Annotated in this window: 19 protein-coding genes, 1 pseudogene and 1 other annotated feature; of the genes and pseudogenes, 2 read left to right on the top strand and 18 right to left on the bottom strand. The window is 41.3% G+C overall.

All coding sequences use genetic code 11. The features are described 5' to 3' along the window. Nucleotides 1-8 precede the first annotated feature (8 nt). The 3 genes from ACLJJ6_RS04540 to rpsU all read right to left on the bottom strand — a co-directional run bounded on the left by ACLJJ6_RS04540 (nt 9) and on the right by rpsU (nt 1,700). A complete protein-coding gene (locus ACLJJ6_RS04540; RefSeq protein WP_412990239.1) occupies nt 9-977 on the bottom strand; it encodes a PhoH family protein in 969 nt (322 codons plus the stop codon). A 29-nt stretch (nt 978-1,006) separates the two neighbouring features. Continuing rightward, entirely contained in the window at nt 1,007-1,450 is a 444-nt protein-coding gene (locus ACLJJ6_RS04535; RefSeq protein ID WP_412990238.1) for a GatB/YqeY domain-containing protein, read from the bottom strand. 64 nt (nt 1,451-1,514) lie between these two features. Further along, nucleotides 1,515-1,700, bottom strand: coding sequence for a 30S ribosomal protein S21 (gene rpsU / locus ACLJJ6_RS04530; RefSeq protein ID WP_412990237.1), 186 nt, complete (start codon nt 1,698-1,700; stop codon nt 1,515-1,517). 201 nt (nt 1,701-1,901) lie between these two features. On the opposite strand from rpsU, the gene ACLJJ6_RS04525 reads away from it, so the two are divergent. Continuing rightward, nucleotides 1,902-2,714, top strand: coding sequence for a pyruvate, water dikinase regulatory protein (locus ACLJJ6_RS04525; protein ID WP_412990235.1), 813 nt, complete (start codon nt 1,902-1,904; stop codon nt 2,712-2,714). Nucleotides 2,715-2,957: 243 nt separating this feature from the next. On the opposite strand, the gene ACLJJ6_RS04520 is transcribed toward ACLJJ6_RS04525, so the two are convergent. The 7 genes and pseudogenes from ACLJJ6_RS04520 to hisS all read right to left on the bottom strand — a co-directional run bounded on the left by ACLJJ6_RS04520 (nt 2,958) and on the right by hisS (nt 10,933). Then, the gene (locus ACLJJ6_RS04520) at nt 2,958-3,881 is read right to left on the bottom strand and encodes a deoxyribonuclease IV (RefSeq protein WP_412990234.1); all 924 of its coding nucleotides are present in this window, start codon (nt 3,879-3,881) and stop codon (nt 2,958-2,960) included. 14 nt (nt 3,882-3,895) lie between these two features. Beyond that, on the bottom strand, nt 3,896-5,095 hold the full coding sequence (locus ACLJJ6_RS04515; protein ID WP_412990233.1) for a CDP-glycerol glycerophosphotransferase family protein: 1,200 nt from the start codon (nt 5,093-5,095) through the stop codon (nt 3,896-3,898). After that, nucleotides 5,079-6,245: a CDP-glycerol glycerophosphotransferase family protein gene (locus ACLJJ6_RS04510; protein WP_412990232.1), complete on the bottom strand. Its 1,167-nt coding sequence runs from the start codon at nt 6,243-6,245 to the stop codon at nt 5,079-5,081. The genes ACLJJ6_RS04515 and ACLJJ6_RS04510 overlap by 17 nt, the downstream gene beginning before the upstream one ends. Nucleotides 6,246-6,264: 19 nt before the next feature. Then, nucleotides 6,265-7,142 (bottom strand): annotated as a pseudogene (locus tag ACLJJ6_RS04505) (YitT family protein). A 9-nt stretch (nt 7,143-7,151) separates the two neighbouring features. Next, complete coding sequence (gene msrA, locus ACLJJ6_RS04500) at nt 7,152-7,682, bottom strand: peptide-methionine (S)-S-oxide reductase MsrA (protein ID WP_412990231.1); 531 nt, start codon at nt 7,680-7,682, stop codon at nt 7,152-7,154. A gap of 155 nt (nt 7,683-7,837) precedes the next feature. After that, nucleotides 7,838-9,628, bottom strand: a complete 1,791-nt coding sequence (aspS, locus tag ACLJJ6_RS04495; RefSeq protein ID WP_412990230.1) for an aspartate--tRNA ligase — start codon at nt 9,626-9,628, stop codon at nt 7,838-7,840. A 12-nt stretch (nt 9,629-9,640) separates the two neighbouring features. Continuing rightward, nucleotides 9,641-10,933 (bottom strand): histidine--tRNA ligase, encoded by a 1,293-nt coding sequence (gene hisS / locus ACLJJ6_RS04490; RefSeq protein WP_412990229.1) that lies wholly within the window; start codon nt 10,931-10,933, stop codon nt 9,641-9,643. Between the two features lie 58 nt (nt 10,934-10,991). Then, nucleotides 10,992-11,171, bottom strand: a binding site (T-box leader). A 124-nt stretch (nt 11,172-11,295) separates the two neighbouring features. Here hisS and ACLJJ6_RS04485 point away from each other — a divergent pair. After that, nucleotides 11,296-12,162 carry an N-acetylmuramoyl-L-alanine amidase gene (locus ACLJJ6_RS04485; RefSeq protein ID WP_412990228.1) on the top strand — a complete coding sequence of 289 codons (867 nt, stop codon included), beginning with the start codon at nt 11,296-11,298 and terminating at the stop codon, nt 12,160-12,162. Nucleotides 12,163-12,167: 5 nt separating this feature from the next. Here the strand turns inward: ACLJJ6_RS04485 and ACLJJ6_RS04480 are convergent, their stop codons facing one another. The 8 genes from ACLJJ6_RS04480 to ACLJJ6_RS04445 form a co-directional block, all read right to left on the bottom strand. Next, complete coding sequence (locus ACLJJ6_RS04480) at nt 12,168-12,788, bottom strand: HAD-IA family hydrolase (RefSeq protein ID WP_412990227.1); 621 nt, start codon at nt 12,786-12,788, stop codon at nt 12,168-12,170. A gap of 19 nt (nt 12,789-12,807) precedes the next feature. Then, nucleotides 12,808-13,254, bottom strand: a complete 447-nt coding sequence (dtd, locus tag ACLJJ6_RS04475; protein ID WP_412990226.1) for a D-aminoacyl-tRNA deacylase — start codon at nt 13,252-13,254, stop codon at nt 12,808-12,810. A gap of 164 nt (nt 13,255-13,418) precedes the next feature. Further along, nucleotides 13,419-15,653, bottom strand: a complete 2,235-nt coding sequence (locus ACLJJ6_RS04470; protein WP_412990225.1) for a RelA/SpoT family protein — start codon at nt 15,651-15,653, stop codon at nt 13,419-13,421. A 36-nt stretch (nt 15,654-15,689) separates the two neighbouring features. Then, nucleotides 15,690-16,016, bottom strand: a complete 327-nt coding sequence (locus ACLJJ6_RS04465) for a hypothetical protein (protein WP_412990224.1) — start codon at nt 16,014-16,016, stop codon at nt 15,690-15,692. A gap of 43 nt (nt 16,017-16,059) precedes the next feature. After that, on the bottom strand, nt 16,060-16,803 hold the full coding sequence (locus tag ACLJJ6_RS04460) for a 16S rRNA (uracil(1498)-N(3))-methyltransferase (protein ID WP_412990223.1): 744 nt from the start codon (nt 16,801-16,803) through the stop codon (nt 16,060-16,062). Between the two features lie 4 nt (nt 16,804-16,807). Then, nucleotides 16,808-17,758, bottom strand: coding sequence for a 50S ribosomal protein L11 methyltransferase (prmA, locus tag ACLJJ6_RS04455; RefSeq protein WP_412990222.1), 951 nt, complete (start codon nt 17,756-17,758; stop codon nt 16,808-16,810). Next, complete coding sequence (locus tag ACLJJ6_RS04450; RefSeq protein WP_412990221.1) at nt 17,739-18,410, bottom strand: DNA-3-methyladenine glycosylase; 672 nt, start codon at nt 18,408-18,410, stop codon at nt 17,739-17,741. The genes prmA and ACLJJ6_RS04450 overlap by 20 nt, the downstream gene beginning before the upstream one ends. Nucleotides 18,411-18,550: 140 nt before the next feature. Continuing rightward, the gene (locus ACLJJ6_RS04445; protein WP_412990220.1) at nt 18,551-19,867 is read right to left on the bottom strand and encodes a uracil-xanthine permease family protein; all 1,317 of its coding nucleotides are present in this window, start codon (nt 19,865-19,867) and stop codon (nt 18,551-18,553) included. Nucleotides 19,868-19,968 lie beyond the last annotated feature (101 nt).

Below are 19,968 nucleotides of genomic sequence, written 5' to 3'. Positions count from 1 at the left end.
ACTCCATCCTAATTTGATTTACGAGCTTCGTAGGCATTAATGATTTGTGCAACAACTGGATGACGCACCACGTCTTCTGAACTGAAACTAACAAAACCAATATGGCGAACTTTTTGAAGGATACGCTGGGCTTCCACCAGCCCACTGCGAACACCATGAGGAAGATCAATTTGAGTGACGTCGCCATTTACAATCATTTTAGAACCAAATCCCAGGCGTGTTAGGAACATCTTCATCTGTGCACTTGTGGTATTTTGGGCCTCATCTAAAATGACGAAAGCATCATCTAGGGTTCTCCCCCGCATGTAAGCCAATGGGGCAATTTCGATAACACCACGATCCATTAAGCGGGTAGTATGCTCCGCGCCAATAATTTGATAAAGCGCATCATAGACCGGACGGAGGTATGGATCCACCTTTTCTTTTAAATCACCAGGCAAAAAGCCCAAACTTTCTCCTGCCTCAACTGCCGGTCTGGTCAAAATGAGTTTGTCGACTTCACCACGTTTTAACGCGGCAATTGCCATCACAACAGCTAGATAAGTTTTCCCGGTTCCGGCCGGGCCAATTCCAAACGTAATATCATTGCGCTTTACAGAATCCACGTATTGACGCTGACCATAATTTTTAACGCGAACCGCTTTGCCCTTATTATCCTTAATCAGTGTTTCCTTGTACATATCCTGAAAATAATTCAGGGTACCTTTGTCGGCCATTTTCATGGCACTCACAACATCGGCGCTATTGAGCTGAATCCCTTGTTTAACTAATGAAAGGAGATTCTTGAAAACATTAATTGTTCGGGTAACGGCCTGGTCTTGCCCGGTAACCGTAATCTTTTCGCCAAATGGATGAATAGCAACATCCATCCCTTCCTCGATAATCTGGACAAATTTATCCTGATTACCAAGCAGTGACATTTCTTCGCTTGGGTTGGATAACAAAAATTCCTTTTCTATTTCTTTTTGCTCTGCCAAGTAGTGTTTGCTCCTTTTTCATTAACTTTTTAACTCAACTGGCTCTTAACTGCCTGGTTGACAAGTTTGCCATCCGCTTTACCTTTAACCTTTGGCATAACTGCGCCCATAACCTTCCCAAAATCTGAAGTACCCGTCGCTCCGACCTCCGCAATGGTAGTCGCAACAATTTTTTCGATTTCAGCTTGCGAAAGTTGTTTGGGCATGTATTTTTCAACAACCTTAAGTTCCGCTTGAGTTTCTGTAACTAGGTCTTCACGATTTCCTTTTTGAAACTCGTCTAAAGACTCTTTTCTTTGCTTATATTCGCGTGCAATTACTGCCTGTGCTTCTTCGTCGGTAAGTTCATGATTCACTTTTACCTTTTCGTTCATTAAAGCTGCCTTCAACATCCGAATGACACTTAATGTTTGTTTGTCACGCGCTTTCATTGCCGTTTTCATATCGGCAGTAACTGTTTCTACTATACTCATTATTTTATCCCCTTATCAAATTTTTTGATACAAAAAAAGCTCCTGATTTCAGGAGCATTAAAAATTAGAAGCGTTTCTTGTTTTTGCGTTTTCTTGCAGCTTCTGATTTTAGTTTGCGTTTAACACTTGGCTTTTCGTAGAATTCCCGTTTACGATATTCTTGTAAAGTACCTGATTTAGAAACTGTACGTTTAAAGCGGCGAAGAGCGTCATCAAGTAACTCGTTTTTACGAACGACTGTTTTTGACATTTTGAATCCCTCCCTCCGAGCTCTAAAGTAACGACGAATCTATTAAATTAAATCCGTGTTCTTTATTATTATACATAACATAGATTTTCCCGTCAATAACTCAATCGCGCTTTTATTAAATTCATTAGTCACTTTATAAAACCGTTTTCATTATCCGCCCCATATGGTAGACTTAAATCAAAAGGATGAGGGTGATTGGTTATGACAACAAAAGTATTTATTATTTCTGATTCAGTTGGTGAAACAGCAAGTTCGGTTGCTCGAGCGGCAGCTGCACAATTTCCTAATGAAAATTTCGAATTTGATCGTTATCCATTTACACAAACAACGTCATTGTTGGACGGCATTTTAAAGCGTGCTCATCGGCAAAAGGCAGTCGTATTTTCAACTTTCGTTAATCCTGAACTAAACAAATTCGCTAAAGAAGTCTGCACTCAGGATGATCTTCTCTATTACGATGTTTTAACACCTGCAATTTCCCTATTTAAACAACAGACGGGTGCCACAGTTGCAAACAAACCGGGCACCGTTCACAATCTGAATGAAGGGTATTTCGATAAAATTGCAGCCATGGAGTTTGCGGTAACTTACGATGATGGCAAAGACCCGTCTGGATTTTTAAAAGCAGACATCGTCCTTTTGGGAGTTTCACGCACATCAAAGACGCCACTATCGCTTTACCTAGCAAATAAGGGCTTCAAAGTGGCTAACCTGCCACTTGTTCCCCAGGCTTCAATTCCAGACGAGATTTGGCAAGTGGATCCTAAAAAGGTCTTTGGGCTCACGACAACTCCAGAAGTTTTGAATGATATCAGACGGCAACGAATGATTGCCTATGGTTTGAATCCAGAATCCTCCTACTCAAATACTGAAGGCATCAAACTTGAATTGGATTACGCCGATAAAATCTTTAAACAGATTGGTTGTTTGGTCATCAACACCTCCAATAAGTCAATCGAAGAAACCGCAACGTTAATTATGGAAAGTCTGGAACTTGATGTCAGCAATGAATAAAAGATACTGCCTGTGATGGTAGTCAAACGAAGTAAAGAAGATTTTTAACTAAGAGACCGAACAATTCAAGACACGAATTGTTCGGTTCTTTCGTTAACCAGAGGAGGTAGACCTTTCCCCCTTATTTTGATTACTTAAGATGTGAAAACAGGAAGCGGCTGGGAAAATTTTCCCAGCCGCTTCTCGCATAAACGGACCTGTATTTATCAACTTGGCCGCAAGTAATGGCGATCCAGTTATCATTTATTGTTTTAAATAATGATCAAAAGCCACCTGATTTAGGATATCACTCGTTAAATGCGTATTAAAGGTTTCGGCCTTTAACATGGCAATTTCGTAACCGTAAGGTGCAAACTTCTTTTTAGGATTTTCTGGATCAGGAACCCATGGTGTTTCCATAATTTTGGGTACCGTCGCTAAAGCTTTGAAATGAGCAATTTTATTTAAAGCTGCAAAACCAATTGTTCCCATTCCAATATCTGCATGGCGGTCCTTATGACTCCCCTGCGGATTTTTGGCATCATTTAAATGCACAACTTTCAAACGGTTGAGACCAATCTCACGATCAAACTGATCCAAAACGCCTTCAAAATCATCACGAATGGGGTAGCCGGCATCACTAGTATGGCAAGTATCGAAACATACGGAAACTTTATCCTGCAGATCAATTTGATTAATAATCTCTGCAATTTCTGCAAAAGTTTTACCGACCTCCTTCCCTTTGCCAGCCATTGTTTCAATCGCTATTTGCACATGCTGATCTGCAGATAAAATTTCGTTTAACCCATGAGCGATTTGCTGAATAGCAGCTTTAGGTCCGGCACCCACGTGAGCTCCAGGATGCAGCACAATTTGACTTGCACCCAGGGCATCGGCACGCTTTACTTCTGCTTTTAAAAACTCGATGCCAAATTGAAAACTGGTTGGATTTTTGGTGTTTCCCAGATTCACAATATACGGAGCATGAATCACAAGGTCTTTGAAATCATGCTGTGCCATTAACTGGCGCCCTTCTGGAATCTTTAGTTCTTCAATTGGTTTTCTTTTCGTATTTTGTGGTGCACCTGTATAAATCATAAAAGTGTTTGCGTGGTAAGCAAGAGCCGTTTCAACAGAGCCTAAAAATAACTTTGGTGCCTTCATGCTCACGTGTGAACCTAATAACATTAGCTTTAACCTCCTCAAAGTCCAATTGCTTGAAGTACTGTTTTTGAAGCTGCGCCTTGTTCCCAACTGTTAAATTTATTTTGGAATGCTTCAAATTGAGCATCGTAGTTGGGAAACTTCCCTTTTTGATCAAAGGTCTTCAGGGCTTGGTAAAAAGCTTCTTTACTGGTGACTATCGGCCCAGGGCATTCTTTCAAATAGTCAAAATAAAAGCCCCGCAATTCATTAGCATAGTGATCCAAATCATATGGGAAAAATAGCATCGGTCGTTGCAGGTTACTATAATCAAACATCACCGAAGAATAATCTGTAATCAGCAAATCACTAATTAAATATAATTGGTTAATATCTGTGTCGGCCATAATTTTAACGCGGTCCTCAAAACCGTGAATGTTAATTTTATCTTTGACTAAGTAATGCGGCCGAATGATCAGGATTGTGTCAGATGACACAGCTTTAAAGAATTTTGTTAGGGAAAACGGCAGGTCAAATCGATAACGTCCCTTATAGATAAAGTCATCGTCGCGCCATGTAGGAGCGTACAAAATCACTTTGGTGTTCGACTGTCCCAATAAATGCTGTTTTAATAACTGAATATTGGCTGAATTATTTTGATGATACAAAATATCATTACGTGGATAGCCCGAGCGAATAAAAGTATTTTGAAAATCAAATGCCCGCCGAAAAATTTGTTCAGAATAGGCATTTGGCGCAATCAGGTAGTCCCAACGATGAGCCTCTTTTTGAAAATTCGCGTGGTAGGCAGCCGTGCTAATTCCCGGTATTTCCACCTGCGCAATATCAATTCCCAATTTTTTTAATGGTGTGCCATGCCAGGTTTGAACATACGTTGTGTGGCTATTTTTATGCCACCATAATGGCATCCGTGAGTTAAACACCCAGTAATCCGCTCTGGCTACCATCCAAATCCATTTGAATGACCACCGGCGTAAAAGCTGAATATCAGGATTTTCTTTTTTTACCTGAGCCAAGCGATGGCCCTTAATTCCGAAATAGAGTGTTTTTTGATACTCAGGATGTGTTCGGCATAATTCACGGTAAATTGCAGCCGGATTATCATTAATATCCCCGCCGTTAAAGCTTTCAAAAACGATTAAGTGCGTTTTGACCGGAAAGTGAATTAGGATTTCATTAATTAAAATTAAAAGATACCGCACACCTATTTTTCCAACCTGTTCAATTTTGTGACGCATGCGAGCCACTCCGTTCTAATAGATAATTCAAAGTTCTTTCCGTCGCTTGCCCATCATTAAATTGATTCCAATTTTGATTAATTTGCGCAATCGTTTGCTTTTGATCTTCAGGATTAGCAAAAAAGTTTGAAAGTTGTTTAACATTGCGAATTAAAATGGCATGAAATTCAGTTTCAAAATCGCGTTGTAAGCCTACCGTAGCATCAAATTCTCTCTGATCAAAGGCGAATAACCCAATATTATGTGCATTTTTTAAAAGTGTAAAATCAAACAGAATCGAAGAATAATCCGTAATCAGCGTATCCGTTACGGTTAGCAGCTCATCAGTTGTTATCTTCGGATCGATGGCAGTAATAAACGGCAGCTTCTTCTCCCACGTCTCTTCTAATGCCTGCAGATGGGGATGTAGCCGCAAGATTAACACCGCATTTTCCGGCAGAACTAATTGATCAAAATGAGGTGCAAACTCAAAAGTGACGTCTTTTCGATAAGTTGGTGCATAAAGAATTAACCGTTTGCCCTTTAAATTTGGATACGCCGTAAAGAATTTTCTTTGCACAGCGGTTACCCAATTTTCATCGCTGAATTTATCTGTACGTGGATAGCCTAACCGTTTTATTTGGTGACCGTCGAGACGATAATTTATTTGAAAAGCATCAGCCATTTTTTCCGAACCGACAATGATGTCATCAAAACTGTTATAAACACGTTGAAAACGCAACTGTGCTGACGTCCCTCGTTTTTCAGTGGTTGGATCGCTGAAGCCAAATGCCTTGATAGCCCCATTTGCATGCCAAAGCTGCACAATTTGCATTTTTTTGGTCTTCACGAGTCCACCTAAAAACGGAAAATAGTTATCTGCAATAATCAACTGACTGCGCATTAATAAGGGAATTAAGTTAAGAAAAAGATGTAAATTGTTGCCAAAGGTCTGAAGATGAATGTTAGAAACTGAATGTAATTGGTCAAGTCTTTGTTGATGATCAAAATCAGTGTAGACATTCAACTGCTGTGGCGCTATTTTTTTTGCTAAGCGAACCACAAACTCTTGATTATTACTAAAACTCATTAAGTATGTCACTGCTGTTTTTCTTTGTCCGATAAAAAGTAATGAGCAAACTCGAACGAGAAACATATAAATTGTTTTCAACTCACTTGCTCCCTTGTGTTTAAAGTGATGGTTCGTAAAAATGTCCCAAAATTTTAACGCTCCCAGAAATACTTACGAAAGCTTTGGGATCCGATTCTTTCATTGCCATTTCTAATTCGCTCATTTCGTAACGCGAAATAATCGTAAAAAGAATGGTCTTTTGATGGTGATTATAAGCGCCCTCGGCTCCATGAACAATGGTAATGCCCCGTCGAATATGATTTTGAACACTATCAATCACACTTTTGGGACGATCCGTCACAATCATGACCTGCATTCGCTGCTGGCGAGTATACGTCATGTCCATAATCTTGGCATTTACAATAAGCCCAATTGCAGAATAAAATGCAAACGGCCAACCATAAACATAACCAGCGGCACACACAATAAATGCGTTGAACACGATATTGATCGTCCCAATACTTTTACCTGTTCGCTTTCGCAGGACCATTCCGAGGATATCTAGGCCACCTGTTGAAAGGCCATTTTTTAAAGCTAAGCCTGTACCGTACCCGTTGACAGCCCACCAAAAATCGCACAAATAATGGGATCAGTGGTTAAAGTCATCGGATGTAAAACTTTAATCATGATACTAGCCAAACCTACCGATAGAATGGTAAACAACGTAAAACGGTGGCCAATTTGAGCCCACGCTAAGAAGAATAACGGTACGTTTAAAACAAAGAGCATTAACGCCGTTGATAGATTGAACGACAAATAGCGACTACTTAACGTTGAAATGAGTTGTGCAAAACCTGTAATCCCCGAAGCATAAATCTTACCCGGTGTCCAAAAAAAGTTCATCGCAATGGAAACCAATATAGCATAAATAAAAGCAGTTCCTGCTAAAGCCGTGTACTGGTGCCGTTTTGCGATTCTTTTAAATTGCTTATCCATGAGAAAAATTTAATTCTCCTTTTCCCAATGTGACTTGATGAAAGCTTCTCTACCACCTGCTTCTTGCTGGCGATAAACATCAGGATTTTTCTTATAAAAATCTTGGTGATAATCTTCTGCCGGATAAAATGGCGCCACATCTTCAATTTTGGTGACGATCGGTTTATCAAATTTCTCACGGTCCGCAAGATCCGCACGCGACTTCTCAGCAATTGTGCGTTGTGTTTCGCTATTCACAAAAATTACGGGACGATAGTTATCCCCACGATCTTGGAATTGACCCATTGCGTCAGTAGGATCTGTCTGTTGCCAATAAATTTGTACTAGTTTCTCGTATGGCATCACATCAGGATCAAAAGTGATCTTAACTGCCTCAGTGTGACCAGTGGTGTGTGTCTTGACCTCTTCATAAGTTGGGTTTACCGTATGTCCCCCGGTATAGCCGGAAACCACTTTTTTAATTCCAGGTAAGGAATCAAAAGGTTGCACCATACACCAGAAACATCCTCCTGCAAAAATTGCTGTCTCTTCTTTACTCATTGCTGCCATCTCCATTTACTAATTAAATAATTCATTCAGCTTATATAGTATCATATCAACGAATTTCTTTTTCGTATTTTGTTTAAATAACTCAAGTTATGGTAATTAAAAATCAGCTAAGAAGGCATGCCATTCCCAGCTGGTTTTTAACCTATCTATTCATTTTCGTCATGTTCATTCACGGAAAAGAGATGTAGTTCCTGTAACTGTTTTTCGGCCACGGGACGCGGTGCGGCAGTCATCGGTTCAATCGCCTTAGAGTTCTTCGGAAAGGCAATCACATCGCGAATATTATCCCGATTAGCAAGCAAGCGGGCAAATCGATCTAACCCAATTGCTAACCCACCATGAGGCGGGAAACCATAGTCTAGCGCATCTAACAAATAACCGAAGCTTTTTTCAGCACGTTCTTTCGTAAATCCAAGGGCTTTCAGCATTCGTTCTTGCAAAGCACGATCATGGATACGAATTGAGCCACCGCCAAGTTCCAAGCCATTCAAAATAATATCATAACTTTGGGCGTGAGCTTGATGAGGATCTTCACCATCGTTCATTAAATAATGGACATCTTCTTCATTTGGCATGGTAAATGGATGATGTGCGGGTACCCAGCGTCGATCGCCCTCGTCATATTCAAACAATGGCCAATCCACGATCCATAGATAAGCAAATTTATCTTGAGGAATCATTTGTTGTTCATTTGCAATTGCAACTCGTAAATAGCCCAAGGTATCAGCCACGACTTTGCTGCGGTCGGCAACAAACAAGAGCAAATCACCACTCTTAGCCTCGGTTTGTGCCAAAATTTGACGATATATCTCGTCTTCTTTAAAGAACTTAGCAATCGGTCCGGTAAAACCTTCAGCCGTAACCTTTAACCAGGCGAGTCCCTTAGCTCCAAAACGTTTGACATATTCCGTATAGTTATCAATTGCTTTTCGTGAGTAAAGATCCGCTCCTCCGGGAACAGCAATTGCTTTGACTTGGCCGCCATTTTGAACCGCGTTCGCAAAAACTTTGAAATCTGAATTTTTAACAATGTCAGAGAGATCTTTTAATTCCATTCCAAAGCGGACATCCGGTTGGTCCGTTCCGAAACGGGCCATTGATTCTTCCCAAGTAATACGGTCAAAAGGCAATTTAACTTCAATGTTCAAAGTTTCTTTCATAACCTTCGCAATCAAACCTTCAGTCAGATCTTGGATTTCTTCAGCATCTAAGAAACTGGTTTCCATATCAATTTGGGTAAATTCAGGTTGGCGATCACCACGTAAATCTTCATCCCGGAAGCACCGTGCCAGTTGGTAATAACGATCAAAACCGGCCCCCATCAAAAGTTGCTTGAACAGCTGCGGTGATTGCGGCAACGCATAAAAATGACCGGGATAAATTCGCGAAGGAACCAAATAATCACGGGCACCTTCAGGGGTTGATTTAGTTAAGTCAGGTGTTTCAATATCGATAAAGCCTTTAGAGTCAAAGTAACTGTGTACGGCTTGGGTAATCCGATTTCGAATCAGGAGGCCCCGCTGCATTTCCGGTCGTCGTAAATCAAGATAACGATATTTTAACCGCAGTTCATCCGACACATTAATGTTGTCCTGAATATAGAACGGTGGTGTTTTGGCTTTGTTTAAAATTTTAGCCTCATGAACTTCAATCTCAATTTCGCCGGTCTTCATTTTCGGATTGATTTCTTTTTCAGAACGAGGGACAACTTTCCCTTGCACTTCAATGACATATTCACTACGCAAGTCGTCCGCAACGGCCAATGCGCCTTGTGAAAATTCTTTACTGAAAACTAATTGAACAATGCCTTCGCGATCCCGTAAGTCGATAAAGATCAAATTACCCAGATCACGCCGCTTTTGCACCCAGCCTTTCAGAACAATCTCTTGATTTAAATATTCTTTATTCACCAAACCTGCATAAGTTGTTCTTTTCATTTTCCTATCTCCCTACTGCTTTAAAAAGTTTGCTAATAACTTAGGAAAGTTCTGATAAACGTCTTCCAAAGCTACTTGCTGTTCAACTCCGGTCGCCATGACCTTCAAGTTCACAACCTGCTGAGCCAGTTCTTCTGCCCCAACGGTCATGACCACTTTTGCATTTAACCGGTTTGCTGTCTTAAATTGTGCTTTAGGCTTACGATCTAAGTAATCTTGATCAGCACTATAACCAGCCTGACGAACGGCCTCAACTAGCTTTAGAGTTTCCGCTTTGGTTTCTTGACCAATCCCCACCACGTACACATCTAAAGCATTCGTTTCTGGTAACGCAACCTGTTGAGCCTGCATTAATAAGAGTAAACGCTCGACACCCAGACCAAACCCGATTCCTGGCGTTTGCGGTCCGCCCAGTTCTTCAACCAAGCCATTATAACGACCCCCAGCACACACTGTCACATCACCCTCACCTAGAACTTTATCATGGGCCATGATTTCAAAGATCGTATGGTTATAATAATCTAGTCCACGCACCATTGAGGCATCCACTTCATAAGGAATGTTTAAATCTTCCAACAGTTGTTTAACGGTTGAAAAATGTTGCTGTGATTCAGGTGTCAAGTAATCTAGAATTGAGGGCGCATTTGCAACTAGTTTCTGATCATTTTTATCCTTACTATCCAACACACGAAGCGGATTACGGTGCAAGCGTTCTTTGGAATCATCGCTTAGTTCGTCAAAATGCGGTTCAAGATAGTCAATCAAAGCTTTCCGATAAGCGGCCCTTGTTTCCTGGTCACCCAAGCTATTAATGACAAGTTTTAAGTTTTTCAAGCCCAGCTTTTGTAACAGATGTATCCCCATTGCTATCACTTCAACATCTAAATTAGCACTTTCACTACCAAATGCTTCCACACCAATTTGATGGAATTCACGCAAGCGGCCAGATTGTGGGCGTTCGTAGCGAAACATCGGTCCCATATAATAAAGTTTGACCGGCTTAATTTGTTCAGGACCATAAAGTTTATTTTCCACGAAGGCTCGAACAACCCCTGCAGTTCCCTCAGGACGCAAGGTGATGTGACGGTCCCCTTTATCGTGAAAATCATACATTTCCTTGGTTACGATATCTGAAGTGTCACCTGCACTTCGAGAAAAGACCTCAAAATTTTCGAACATGGGAGTCCGAATTTCTTGAAAACGATACTTAGCAAATAATTCTTTTGCGACAGATTCAACATAACTCCAGTTTGCCGCTTCATCTGGTAAAATGTCAGCTGTACCTTTAGGGCGTTGATACTTCATAATTAATTTCCTCCTCGTTAAGATTTAGGTAAGTAAATAAAAAGCGCCCTTGTTCATGAACAAGGGCGCTAGGCGCGGTACCACCTTAATTAAATACTCATCTCAATAACGTTTTACAACGGGATCAGCTATTTGATCCACCTCAAAAGTGTCTTTAGCAGTTCTTTTACCCAATCACAGCATCCTTGGGCTCTCTGAAAAAAGTAGCCTGCCTACTATTCTTTATCTCTGGCTTTAATATTAAACTACCATTAAAAGTACTAAACTATTGCCGTCCTGTCAAGAGTTCGTGGATAATTATCCCTATTTCTTTCGCATCTGTTATATAATAGTGGGAAGAATCTAAAAACGGAGTAGACACTATGTACAAAACTATTCGTCACATTCTGAAGCATAATCGATTTCAAATCTTATTCATCCTGTTATTCTTGCTGGCTACTTGCCTTTTAACCCAGGCTCTTTTTAAGGATAAAACGGTCCGCGTTGGCATCGACAATGTGTCCGTGCGTACTGGTCCTGCATTACGTTATCAAAAAACAGGCACGCTTAACTCCGGTAAGCGTGTAACCGTCCTAAAGAAAGAGAATGGCTGGATCCGCGTCCGGTATAATGATCATCATTTTGGTTGGATTCCAGCCTGGTTGACTAATCGCACCTACGATTTTCAAAAAGCTACTAACCTTTCTGAGGCCACAATTGTCTTAGACCCAGGACATGGCGGAAATGATTCTGGTGCCTTAGGGATCAACACCAAACACGAAGAAAAAGTTTACACGTTAAAAACGGCAAAAACCGTCAAAAAAGCCCTCGAAGCGAAGGGGGCCCGCGTGATCATGACAAGATCTACAGATGTATATGTTGGCCTTGCACCACGGGCAGCATTAGCAAATAAAAAGCAAGCTGATGCCTTTATCAGCTTTCATTATGACTCAGCACCGACAAATAATTCTGGTTCCGGTGATACGACATATTATTATCATAAAAACACGTCTTTGCAACTTGCCGAAATCATCAATTCACAGTTGAAAGCCAATCTAAACCTAACTAACCGCGGTGTTCGGTTCGGCGACTTTGAAGTTATTCGCGATAATAACCAACCGGCGCTCCTAATCGAAGGTGGCTATATTAATACCACACGCGACTTCAAACAAATCAGCAGCCAGCGTTACCGCAATCAGGTGGCTCGTTCTGTCACTGCTGGCCTAACAGAATTTTTGGCAAAAAAATAAGCTGCTTAATGCCAAAGCAACTTATACAAATCATGAAAATTAGTGACCTGTAAGTCTGGTGAACTGGTCACTTGAATTGTTGCATCGGGATCAAACAAAACACCTTTTATCCCGGCGCGATGTGCTGCTAAAATATCGAGATTACGGTCTCCGATCATAAAAGCAGCTTTTTTATTTACCCTAAATTGATCAATTAAATAATTTAAGGAGGCTGGATCTGGCTTTCTAGGAAAATGATTATCACTCGTCACATAGCCTGTAAACAGTGGTGTAAACCCGTGTTCGTCCAGTAGTTTTCGTGCCTGGGCATTGCGATGGGTGAGCAAAAAATTACGACCATGCCGATTCACATTGGTTTGACAAATTGCAAGGGTACCCGCAAAGGGCTGTGTGCTTGCTAACCGTTGTTTTTCATAATGACGGTAAGCTTGGCGCAGTTTGAAATCGTCACCACCAGGAACAAACTTTTTAAAAGCTGCTCCTAAAGAGGCTTGGCGCATTACTTGATAGACTGTTTTTTCGGTCACGTCTGCATGCCCCACCTCTTTGAGTGCCTGGCGAAAACTAGTTACCATATTTGGGTACGTATCAAAAAGCGTGCCATCAAAATCCCAAAATAAATCCATCCTCTATCACCTCCTGTCTCTAGGCTTTCTCTGTATCAAACAAAATAGTGACGGGACCATCATTGAGCAGGCTCACCTGCATATCAGCCCCAAACTCACCAGTCGCGGTTGGAATGCCCGCTGCCATGAGCTTGGCATTAAACTGTTGATAACAAGTTTTGGCGTGTTCCGGGTCACCTGCCCCTATAAAACTGGGACGATTACCATGCTTCGTATCTGCATAAAGGGTAAACTGAGAAATCGATAAGATACTCCCCTTTACTTGGCGAATATTGAGGTTCATTTTCTGATTTTCGTCTTCAAAAACCCTTAAGTTCACAATTTTATGAACAAGATAGTCAATCTGCGTCTCACCATCGCTATTTTCAAAACCTACCAGAAGTAAATATCCAGCCTGAATTTCTCCAACTACTTCATGCGCAATCGAAACGTTGGCCTGCTTGACACGTTGCAAAACAACTCTCATAAAAGTAATTCTCTCCAATCCTAATAAAATAAAAAAGCTCCCATTCAAACCGGAGCGCTTTTCCATAAATAATAATGGGTTAATAGTTAACCACTGCGTTGAAAAAATGACGTATTTTCACGCCTTAAGTTAGCACATTAGTCCCTAATTAATTCAGTTTAAACTTAGTGTGTTGGTCGTTTGACCACATACACGTCCTTAACCGTTTTTAATCCGTCCATAATATGATTTAAGTGTTCCAGATTGCGCACCCCAACCGTGAGACTGATAGTTACCATTCGATTATGGTCTACTTTCCCGTTAACTGAGTTTAAGTATCGAGTCGTATTGTTGACTTTCTTCAAAAGATCATTCAACATGCCATTTCGGTTGTATCCTTGAACCTCCAGATCAGCTGCATAATTATTATGAGAATCACTCGGATCTTCCCATTCCACACCGATCAGACGTTCATTACGTTCTTCAGCATGCTTAACGTTGGGACAATCTTCGCGATGAACAGAGACGCCCCGCCCCTTGGTAATATAACCAACAATCGGGTCTCCCGGAACTGGATTGCAACAGTGACTCAATCGGACCAGCAAATTATCTGCACCTTCAATGATAATTCCGCTTGAAGAACTCTTTTTCTTGCGTTCTTTTTCCGTTTCATTATCATTCGAGATTGTCTGATGTTCTTCTAGTAATTCCTTTTCCTCTTGTCGTTTTCGGTCTTCTTCTTGTTTAGCACGCAAATCATCCGTCAGACGATTCGCAACGCCTACAGGTGCTAAATCGCCGAAGCCAATGGCAGCATACATATCATCAACCGAGCTGTAGTGGAGCTTATTAGCAACTTTTTCAAGCTTGTCTGGTTCCAAAATCGAAGAGGGATCAAAACCGGTCTGTTTCAACTGATGTTCAATTGTTTCGTGGCCTTTTTCAATATTTTCGGTACGATCTTGTTGCCGGAAAAATTGCCGAATCTTGTTGCGAGCTCGCCGTGTTGAAACCAGACTCAACCAGTCACGACTTGGTCCGGTAGAGTTTGTGGAAGTTAAAATATCAACGATGTCGCCATTTTTAATCTTATAATCTAGCGGCACAATTTTTCCATTGACCTTGGCGCCAGTAGTGTGGTTACCCACTTCTGTATGAATGGTATACGCCATATCTAAGGGCCCGGCACCCTTGGGCAATTCAAAGACATCACCTTTGGGGGTAAACGCATAAACACGGTCGCCAAACAAATCGCCCTTAACCGAATCCATAAAGTCAGCGGCGTCTTTACTTTCATCCTGCAATTCCACAATTTCTTTAAACCAGTTCAGCTTTTTCCCGGTCTCAGTACTTTTAACTTTATCGGTTTTACCTTCCTTGTAAGCCCAATGCGCAGCAACACCATATTCAGCCACTTGGTGCATTTCTTCTGTGCGAATCTGTACTTCTAAGAGCTTGCCCTCTGGACCAACCACCGTGGTATGCAAGGACTGGTACATATTTGCCTTGGGCATCGCGATGTAATCCTTAAAACGCCCAGGCATTGGTTTCCAACGTGTGTGAATAGCGCCCAAAACGGCATAACAATCTTTAATTGAAGTCGTAATGACCCGAATTGCTAAAAGATCATAAATCTGACTAAATTGTTTATGCTGATCAACCATTTTTCGATAAATCGAATAAATATGTTTTGGGCGGCCATAAATATCAATTTCGTGGAGATTTAGATCATCCAAAGCCTTTTTAATATCCTTAATAGCCAGCGCAATATACTCCTCACGTTGATCCCGTCTAGAGTTCATTAGGTGGGCAATCCGGTAATACTGCTGCGGATTCAAATAGCGCAGTGAAATATCTTCAAGCTCCCATTTGATTGTGCTAATCCCCAAACGGTCCGCCAACGGGGCATAAATTTCGAGGGTTTCATTAGCAATCCGTCGTTGCTTATCAGGGCGCAAATGCTCTAGGGTGCGCATGTTATGAAGCCGGTCTGCCAGTTTCACAATGATAACCCGAATATCTTTCGACATAGCTAAAAGCAGTTTGCGGTGATTTTCTGCTAACTGTTCCTGGTTAGATTTGTACCTGATTTTACTAATTTTTGACACACCATCAACGATCACAGCAACATCATTGCCAAAGAGTTCTTGGATATCGCCGAGCGTAATGAGTGTATCTTCAACCGTATCATGCAAAAAGCCGGCGCAAACCGTTGCCGGATCCATGTGTAATTCTGCCAGAATACCAGCTACTTGGATCGGATGCATGATATAAGGTTCTCCAGACTGGCGATATTGGTCTTTGTGCACGTAGGTGGCAAAATCACAAGCCTTCTGAACAATTGCCACGTGGTCAGCGTTCATATATTTACGACACATATTGAGCACATCTTGTGCAGAAAGTACTGGTTCTTGTGACATTGTTAAGCCCCCTTTTGAATAAATTTAAAGCAGCGATTAACTCGTTAAGCCATACGCAATGTAACTGGTACTGAGGTAGACCAGTACGAAGTAATAAGCATATCTAGGTAAAAAAAGATGAACCCCAAATAAGAAAAATAATGGAAAAAGTAGTAATAATGCCCAGTGAACCCGATTGGCCTTAATCAATGAACCTAAAATAATTGCCGTTAGGGTATTGATAATCATTAAAAACCAGAGATCAATAAACACATGCGAGGCATTAGTAATATGGAGAATAAAAGGTAAAATAATGCCCATAATGATGCCTGCCAGCCAATACTGCCATCTGATTAATGTGAAAAAATTTAATTTTCTGTTCAAATTGATCCCTCCAGTATGGACCCACAAAGTATATTACTTGATTTTACCGCATTTCTTTAAAAACGGAAATAGCGGATAGTAAATATAAAGGTGCAGTTTCAGCTCGTAAAATTCTTGGACCCAATCCGACACTCACAAAGCCCGCTTCTTCAAGGGTTTGAACCTCTTGGCCTGCTAACCCACCTTCGGGACCAAAAAGGGCTAATACAGAATTTGCTGTCTGCATTTTCATAATTTCTTGATGCAATTTCGTATGTTCGCCTTGCTTAGCAGATTCTTCGTACGCCACAATTTTAAACTGCATGGGCTGTTTTATTAAGGTTTTTAAAGAATTCGCGTAGGAAACCGTTGGAATAAAGGTTCGATGCGATTGTTCTGCAGCAGCATGGGCAATTTTTTGGAGTCGATCTAATTTGCGATCAACTTTGTTAGCAGGCCATTTTGCAACAGAAAACTGCGTGGGTAAGAAGGTGAAATGCCGCGCACCTAATTCCGTTCCCTTTTGAACAATGAATTCGGCCTTGTCACCCTTAGGCAGACCACAGGCAATCGTTACTTCAAGGGGCAATTCCACTTGTGCTTCCAACCGATTTTCAGCCAGAAGTACAGCTTCATGGGTAGTTAATGCCTGTATTCTTCCAACATATACAAGGTGGTCGCTGCTCACGAACTCAGCGCAATCATTCACCTTAGCCCGCATCACCCGAACCAAATGCTGAAAATTCTGACCGGTAACCGTAAAAGTTTCATGAGGTTGAATTTCAAAATCCACAAAATATCGCTGCATGTGGTTACTCCTTTTCACTTGGCTTTTTAGCCACAATAGCGCGCCAATCTTTCATTTGCAAAACTTCAATCACCTCAAAGTGATATTTTTCTAGTTCAGTTTCAACTTCAGCTAGTTTGTCTTTAATGATACCAGAAGTGATGAATAAGCCGCCTGGCTTCAAACATGCTTTTGCTTGGGGGACCAATGGCACAATAATTTCAGCTAAAATGTTGGCCACAATCATATCCGCCTGTGTGGTAATTCCAGTTAGTAAATTATTGGCCTTAATTTTAACATTTTGAACATCAGAATTGAGCTTTAAGTTCTCCATTGCTGAATCAACCGCCACCTGATCTAAATCAAACGCCTGGATGTCACGAGCCCCCATCTTGCTAGCTGCAATACTCAACACGCCCGATCCAGTGCCCACATCAAGTAAAGCTTCTCCCCCACGTAAGTACATTTCCAGGGCTTGTAAACACAATTTCGTGGTAGGATGAGTTCCAGTTCCGAATGCCATTCCGGGATCTAATTTCAAAATTTTTTCTGCGGTATCCGTTTTTTGATAGTCTTCCCATTCCGGTACAACCGTCAGGTATCGCGTTACCCGTACAGGATGATAGTACTTTTTCCAAGCCGTTTGCCATTCCGTTTCTTCCAGAGGTTTTTGGATGACTGTGGCGGGTGCGGGATTTAAACCGAATTCAGAAAGCTGGGCAGTTTGCGCTTTGATTTGTGTCACGATCTCCTCGATATTTTCTGTTTCCGGATAATAACCAGTGACAATTGCCCCACTTTCGATGTGAGGGATTTCCGCTAAATCCAAAATTTCACCATACTTACCTGCACGTAGCTTTTTATAGTCTGCGGCATCCTCAATTTTAACGCCCTTAGAGCCTTTTGCTTCGAGGATATGACTAATTGCGTCAACAGCTTCATTTGAAGTTTGTACACTAATTTCTGTCCACTTCATTTTCATTACCCCTATCTTTCCAACCATAATTGGTCAAATCTCTTTCTCGCTTACGAATCCCAGAAACGTACGGATTTCCCTGAACGAAATACCGTAACGGCTGCGTCGTCCAAATTCCTTTATTCGGGACACCAATCCGTCCACTAGTTCCAATGTGCAATGGCTCTTTGCCATTTTCCAACTCCAACGAAAGTGGTCCTTCATTTAGGCGGGTGCCTTTTAAGACTTTAGGAATTCCTAGGGCTTGCATTAATTTACCTGGACCACTCGTCAATTCAAAACGGTCTTTTACCGGCCGATTAGCCTCAAAAAGTGACAAACTCGCTGCTGGTTGCACCGCGCGAATCAATACACCTTGCGGATCATCTTCTCCTTGCGTAATTAAGTTCAAGAGTAATTGTGTCCGCATTTGATAAATATAAATAGTTCCCGCTTCGTGATAAAGCGGCTCATTTTTTGGCGTTCGCCGGCTTTGATAGGCATGAGCCGCTTGGTCTTGTGGCCCAATATAAGCCTCGTCTTCAACAATATAAGCACTCAGTAAACCCGCTGATGTTTGAAAACAAAGCTTTTTACCTAAAAGTTTTTGAGCGATACGAGCAGTTGAACCAGTTGATAAAAATGTTTGGACCCGCTGAAAATTCGTCTGCATCATAAATTCATCCATTCCGTTAACAAAAATAACTGCTACTTGTATTTTACAGCTTTACAATTGCAGAAAGCAAAAAAAGAATTTGAACCTCCGAAGGATCAAATTCTATGCGCTTAAATCAGTGTCTTAATCACGAAAACTTATTTATTATGGGCTTCAAACTCTCTTTCACTAGCCGCTTTTTGTGGCAGGATTAGATTTAAGGCAATGCCAAGAACGGTCGCTACAGCAAGTCCAGAGAATTGATACTGTCCGAGTTGTAAATAGGCGTTACCAATACCAATCACCAGAATTGTCGAAGCAATCATTAAATTACGTTTGATATTAAAATCAACTTTTTCATCAATTAGCACCCGTAACCCATTAGAGGCGATGGTGCCAAACAGCAGAAAACTAATGCCGCCAATCACGGGAGAGGGAATGCTTTGAATGAGTGCACTCAGTTTACCAATAAAACTAAAAATAATAGCAAAGATGCCAGCCCCTGCCAGGACGTAAACACTATGAACCTTAGTAATTGCTAAAACGCCAATATTTTCACCGTAACTGGTTACTGGAGGCCCACCCACGAAACCAGCAATGATGGAAGCCGTCCCATCACCGGCAAGGGTATGATTTAATCCAGGATCTTCAAAAAAGTTTCTTTTGGTCAGTTTGTTTAAAACCATAATATGACCAGTGTGTTCAGTCATGGTAACGAATGCAATTGGTGCCAAGCTTAGGACGGCGCCCCAGTAAAAATGGAAGTGATAGGTCACAAACGGAATTTGAAATTTCGGTAACGAAAACCATGACGCCGAAATCACACCACTAAAATCAACGATTCCGAATAATACCGCAACCAAATAACCAACCACAATTCCGAGCAAAATCGGGATTAGACTGATAAAACCTTTTAAATACATATTAAAACCAATGGTCACCAGCAAAGTGATTAACGCTACCGCAAAGTAGCGACCGTCATAGGTGGTTGCGCCAGAAGCTAAAGTCCGCATCGTGGCATCTGTCGCTGCGGTCCCCGCTAATGATAAACCGATCACCATCACAATTGGCCCGACGACAACGGGAGGCAGAATTTTGTTAATCCATTCAGATCCGACAAAACTGACAATCAACGCCACAATTAGATAAACCAAGCCAACTGCTACGGTTCCTTGCGCAATTCCCGGGTAACCAGTTGTTTTCATTAAGGCTACCATCGGGACAATGAAGGAAAAACTGGACCCCATATAAGCTGGAATTTTTCCTTGGGTAATGAGGATATAAATTAAAGTACCAACTCCAGAACTAAAAAGTGCAATTCCAGGATTTAAACCGACTAAAATGGGAACCAAGACGGTTGATCCAAACATTGCAAACATATGCTGAACGGACAGTCCAAACCAGTGCCCTAAAGTTGGACGATCATGAATATCAAGCACAACATCATCATTATGGAATTTCTTTGCTTTTGCCATTGAAGACCCTCCTAATTTATAAAAAACCCCCATGAGCTGTTCAACTCAAGGAGGTTCCAGAATTAGTAGGTTTAAATTTCAGCTATTCTAGGCGACCTTGG

Source organism: Pediococcus siamensis, assembly GCF_047220215.1.
Lineage (GTDB): Bacteria > Bacillota > Bacilli > Lactobacillales > Lactobacillaceae > Pediococcus > Pediococcus siamensis.
This window is presented reverse-complemented; position numbering and strand designations above follow the sequence as displayed.

Excerpts from the sequence above, each read along its gene's own strand:
- ACLJJ6_RS04460 (WP_412990223.1), bottom strand. The coding sequence starts at position 16,803 with ATGCAGCGATATTTTGTGGATTTTGAAATTCAACCTCATGAAACTTTT.
- ACLJJ6_RS04445 (WP_412990220.1), bottom strand. The coding sequence starts at position 19,867 with ATGGCAAAAGCAAAGAAATTCCATAATGATGATGTTGTGCTTGATATT.
- aspS (WP_412990230.1), bottom strand. The coding sequence starts at position 9,628 with ATGAAAAGAACAACTTATGCAGGTTTGGTGAATAAAGAATATTTAAAT.
- ACLJJ6_RS04450 (WP_412990221.1), bottom strand. The coding sequence starts at position 18,410 with ATGCAGACGAATTTTCAGCGGGTCCAAACATTTTTATCAACTGGTTCA.
- ACLJJ6_RS04515 (WP_412990233.1), bottom strand. The coding sequence starts at position 5,095 with ATGCGTCACAAAATTGAACAGGTTGGAAAAATAGGTGTGCGGTATCTT.
- ACLJJ6_RS04525 (WP_412990235.1), top strand. The coding sequence starts at position 1,902 with ATGACAACAAAAGTATTTATTATTTCTGATTCAGTTGGTGAAACAGCA.
- prmA (WP_412990222.1), bottom strand. The coding sequence starts at position 17,758 with ATGAAGTGGACAGAAATTAGTGTACAAACTTCAAATGAAGCTGTTGAC.
- ACLJJ6_RS04470 (WP_412990225.1), bottom strand. The coding sequence starts at position 15,653 with ATGTCACAAGAACCAGTACTTTCTGCACAAGATGTGCTCAATATGTGT.
- msrA (WP_412990231.1), bottom strand. The coding sequence starts at position 7,682 with ATGAGTAAAGAAGAGACAGCAATTTTTGCAGGAGGATGTTTCTGGTGT.
- ACLJJ6_RS04535 (WP_412990238.1), bottom strand. The coding sequence starts at position 1,450 with ATGAGTATAGTAGAAACAGTTACTGCCGATATGAAAACGGCAATGAAA.
- hisS (WP_412990229.1), bottom strand. The coding sequence starts at position 10,933 with ATGAAGTATCAACGCCCTAAAGGTACAGCTGACATTTTACCAGATGAA.
- ACLJJ6_RS04520 (WP_412990234.1), bottom strand. The coding sequence starts at position 3,881 with ATGTTATTAGGTTCACACGTGAGCATGAAGGCACCAAAGTTATTTTTA.
- rpsU (WP_412990237.1), bottom strand. The coding sequence starts at position 1,700 with ATGTCAAAAACAGTCGTTCGTAAAAACGAGTTACTTGATGACGCTCTT.
- dtd (WP_412990226.1), bottom strand. The coding sequence starts at position 13,254 with ATGAGAGTTGTTTTGCAACGTGTCAAGCAGGCCAACGTTTCGATTGCG.
- ACLJJ6_RS04480 (WP_412990227.1), bottom strand. The coding sequence starts at position 12,788 with ATGGATTTATTTTGGGATTTTGATGGCACGCTTTTTGATACGTACCCA.
- ACLJJ6_RS04485 (WP_412990228.1), top strand. The coding sequence starts at position 11,296 with ATGTACAAAACTATTCGTCACATTCTGAAGCATAATCGATTTCAAATC.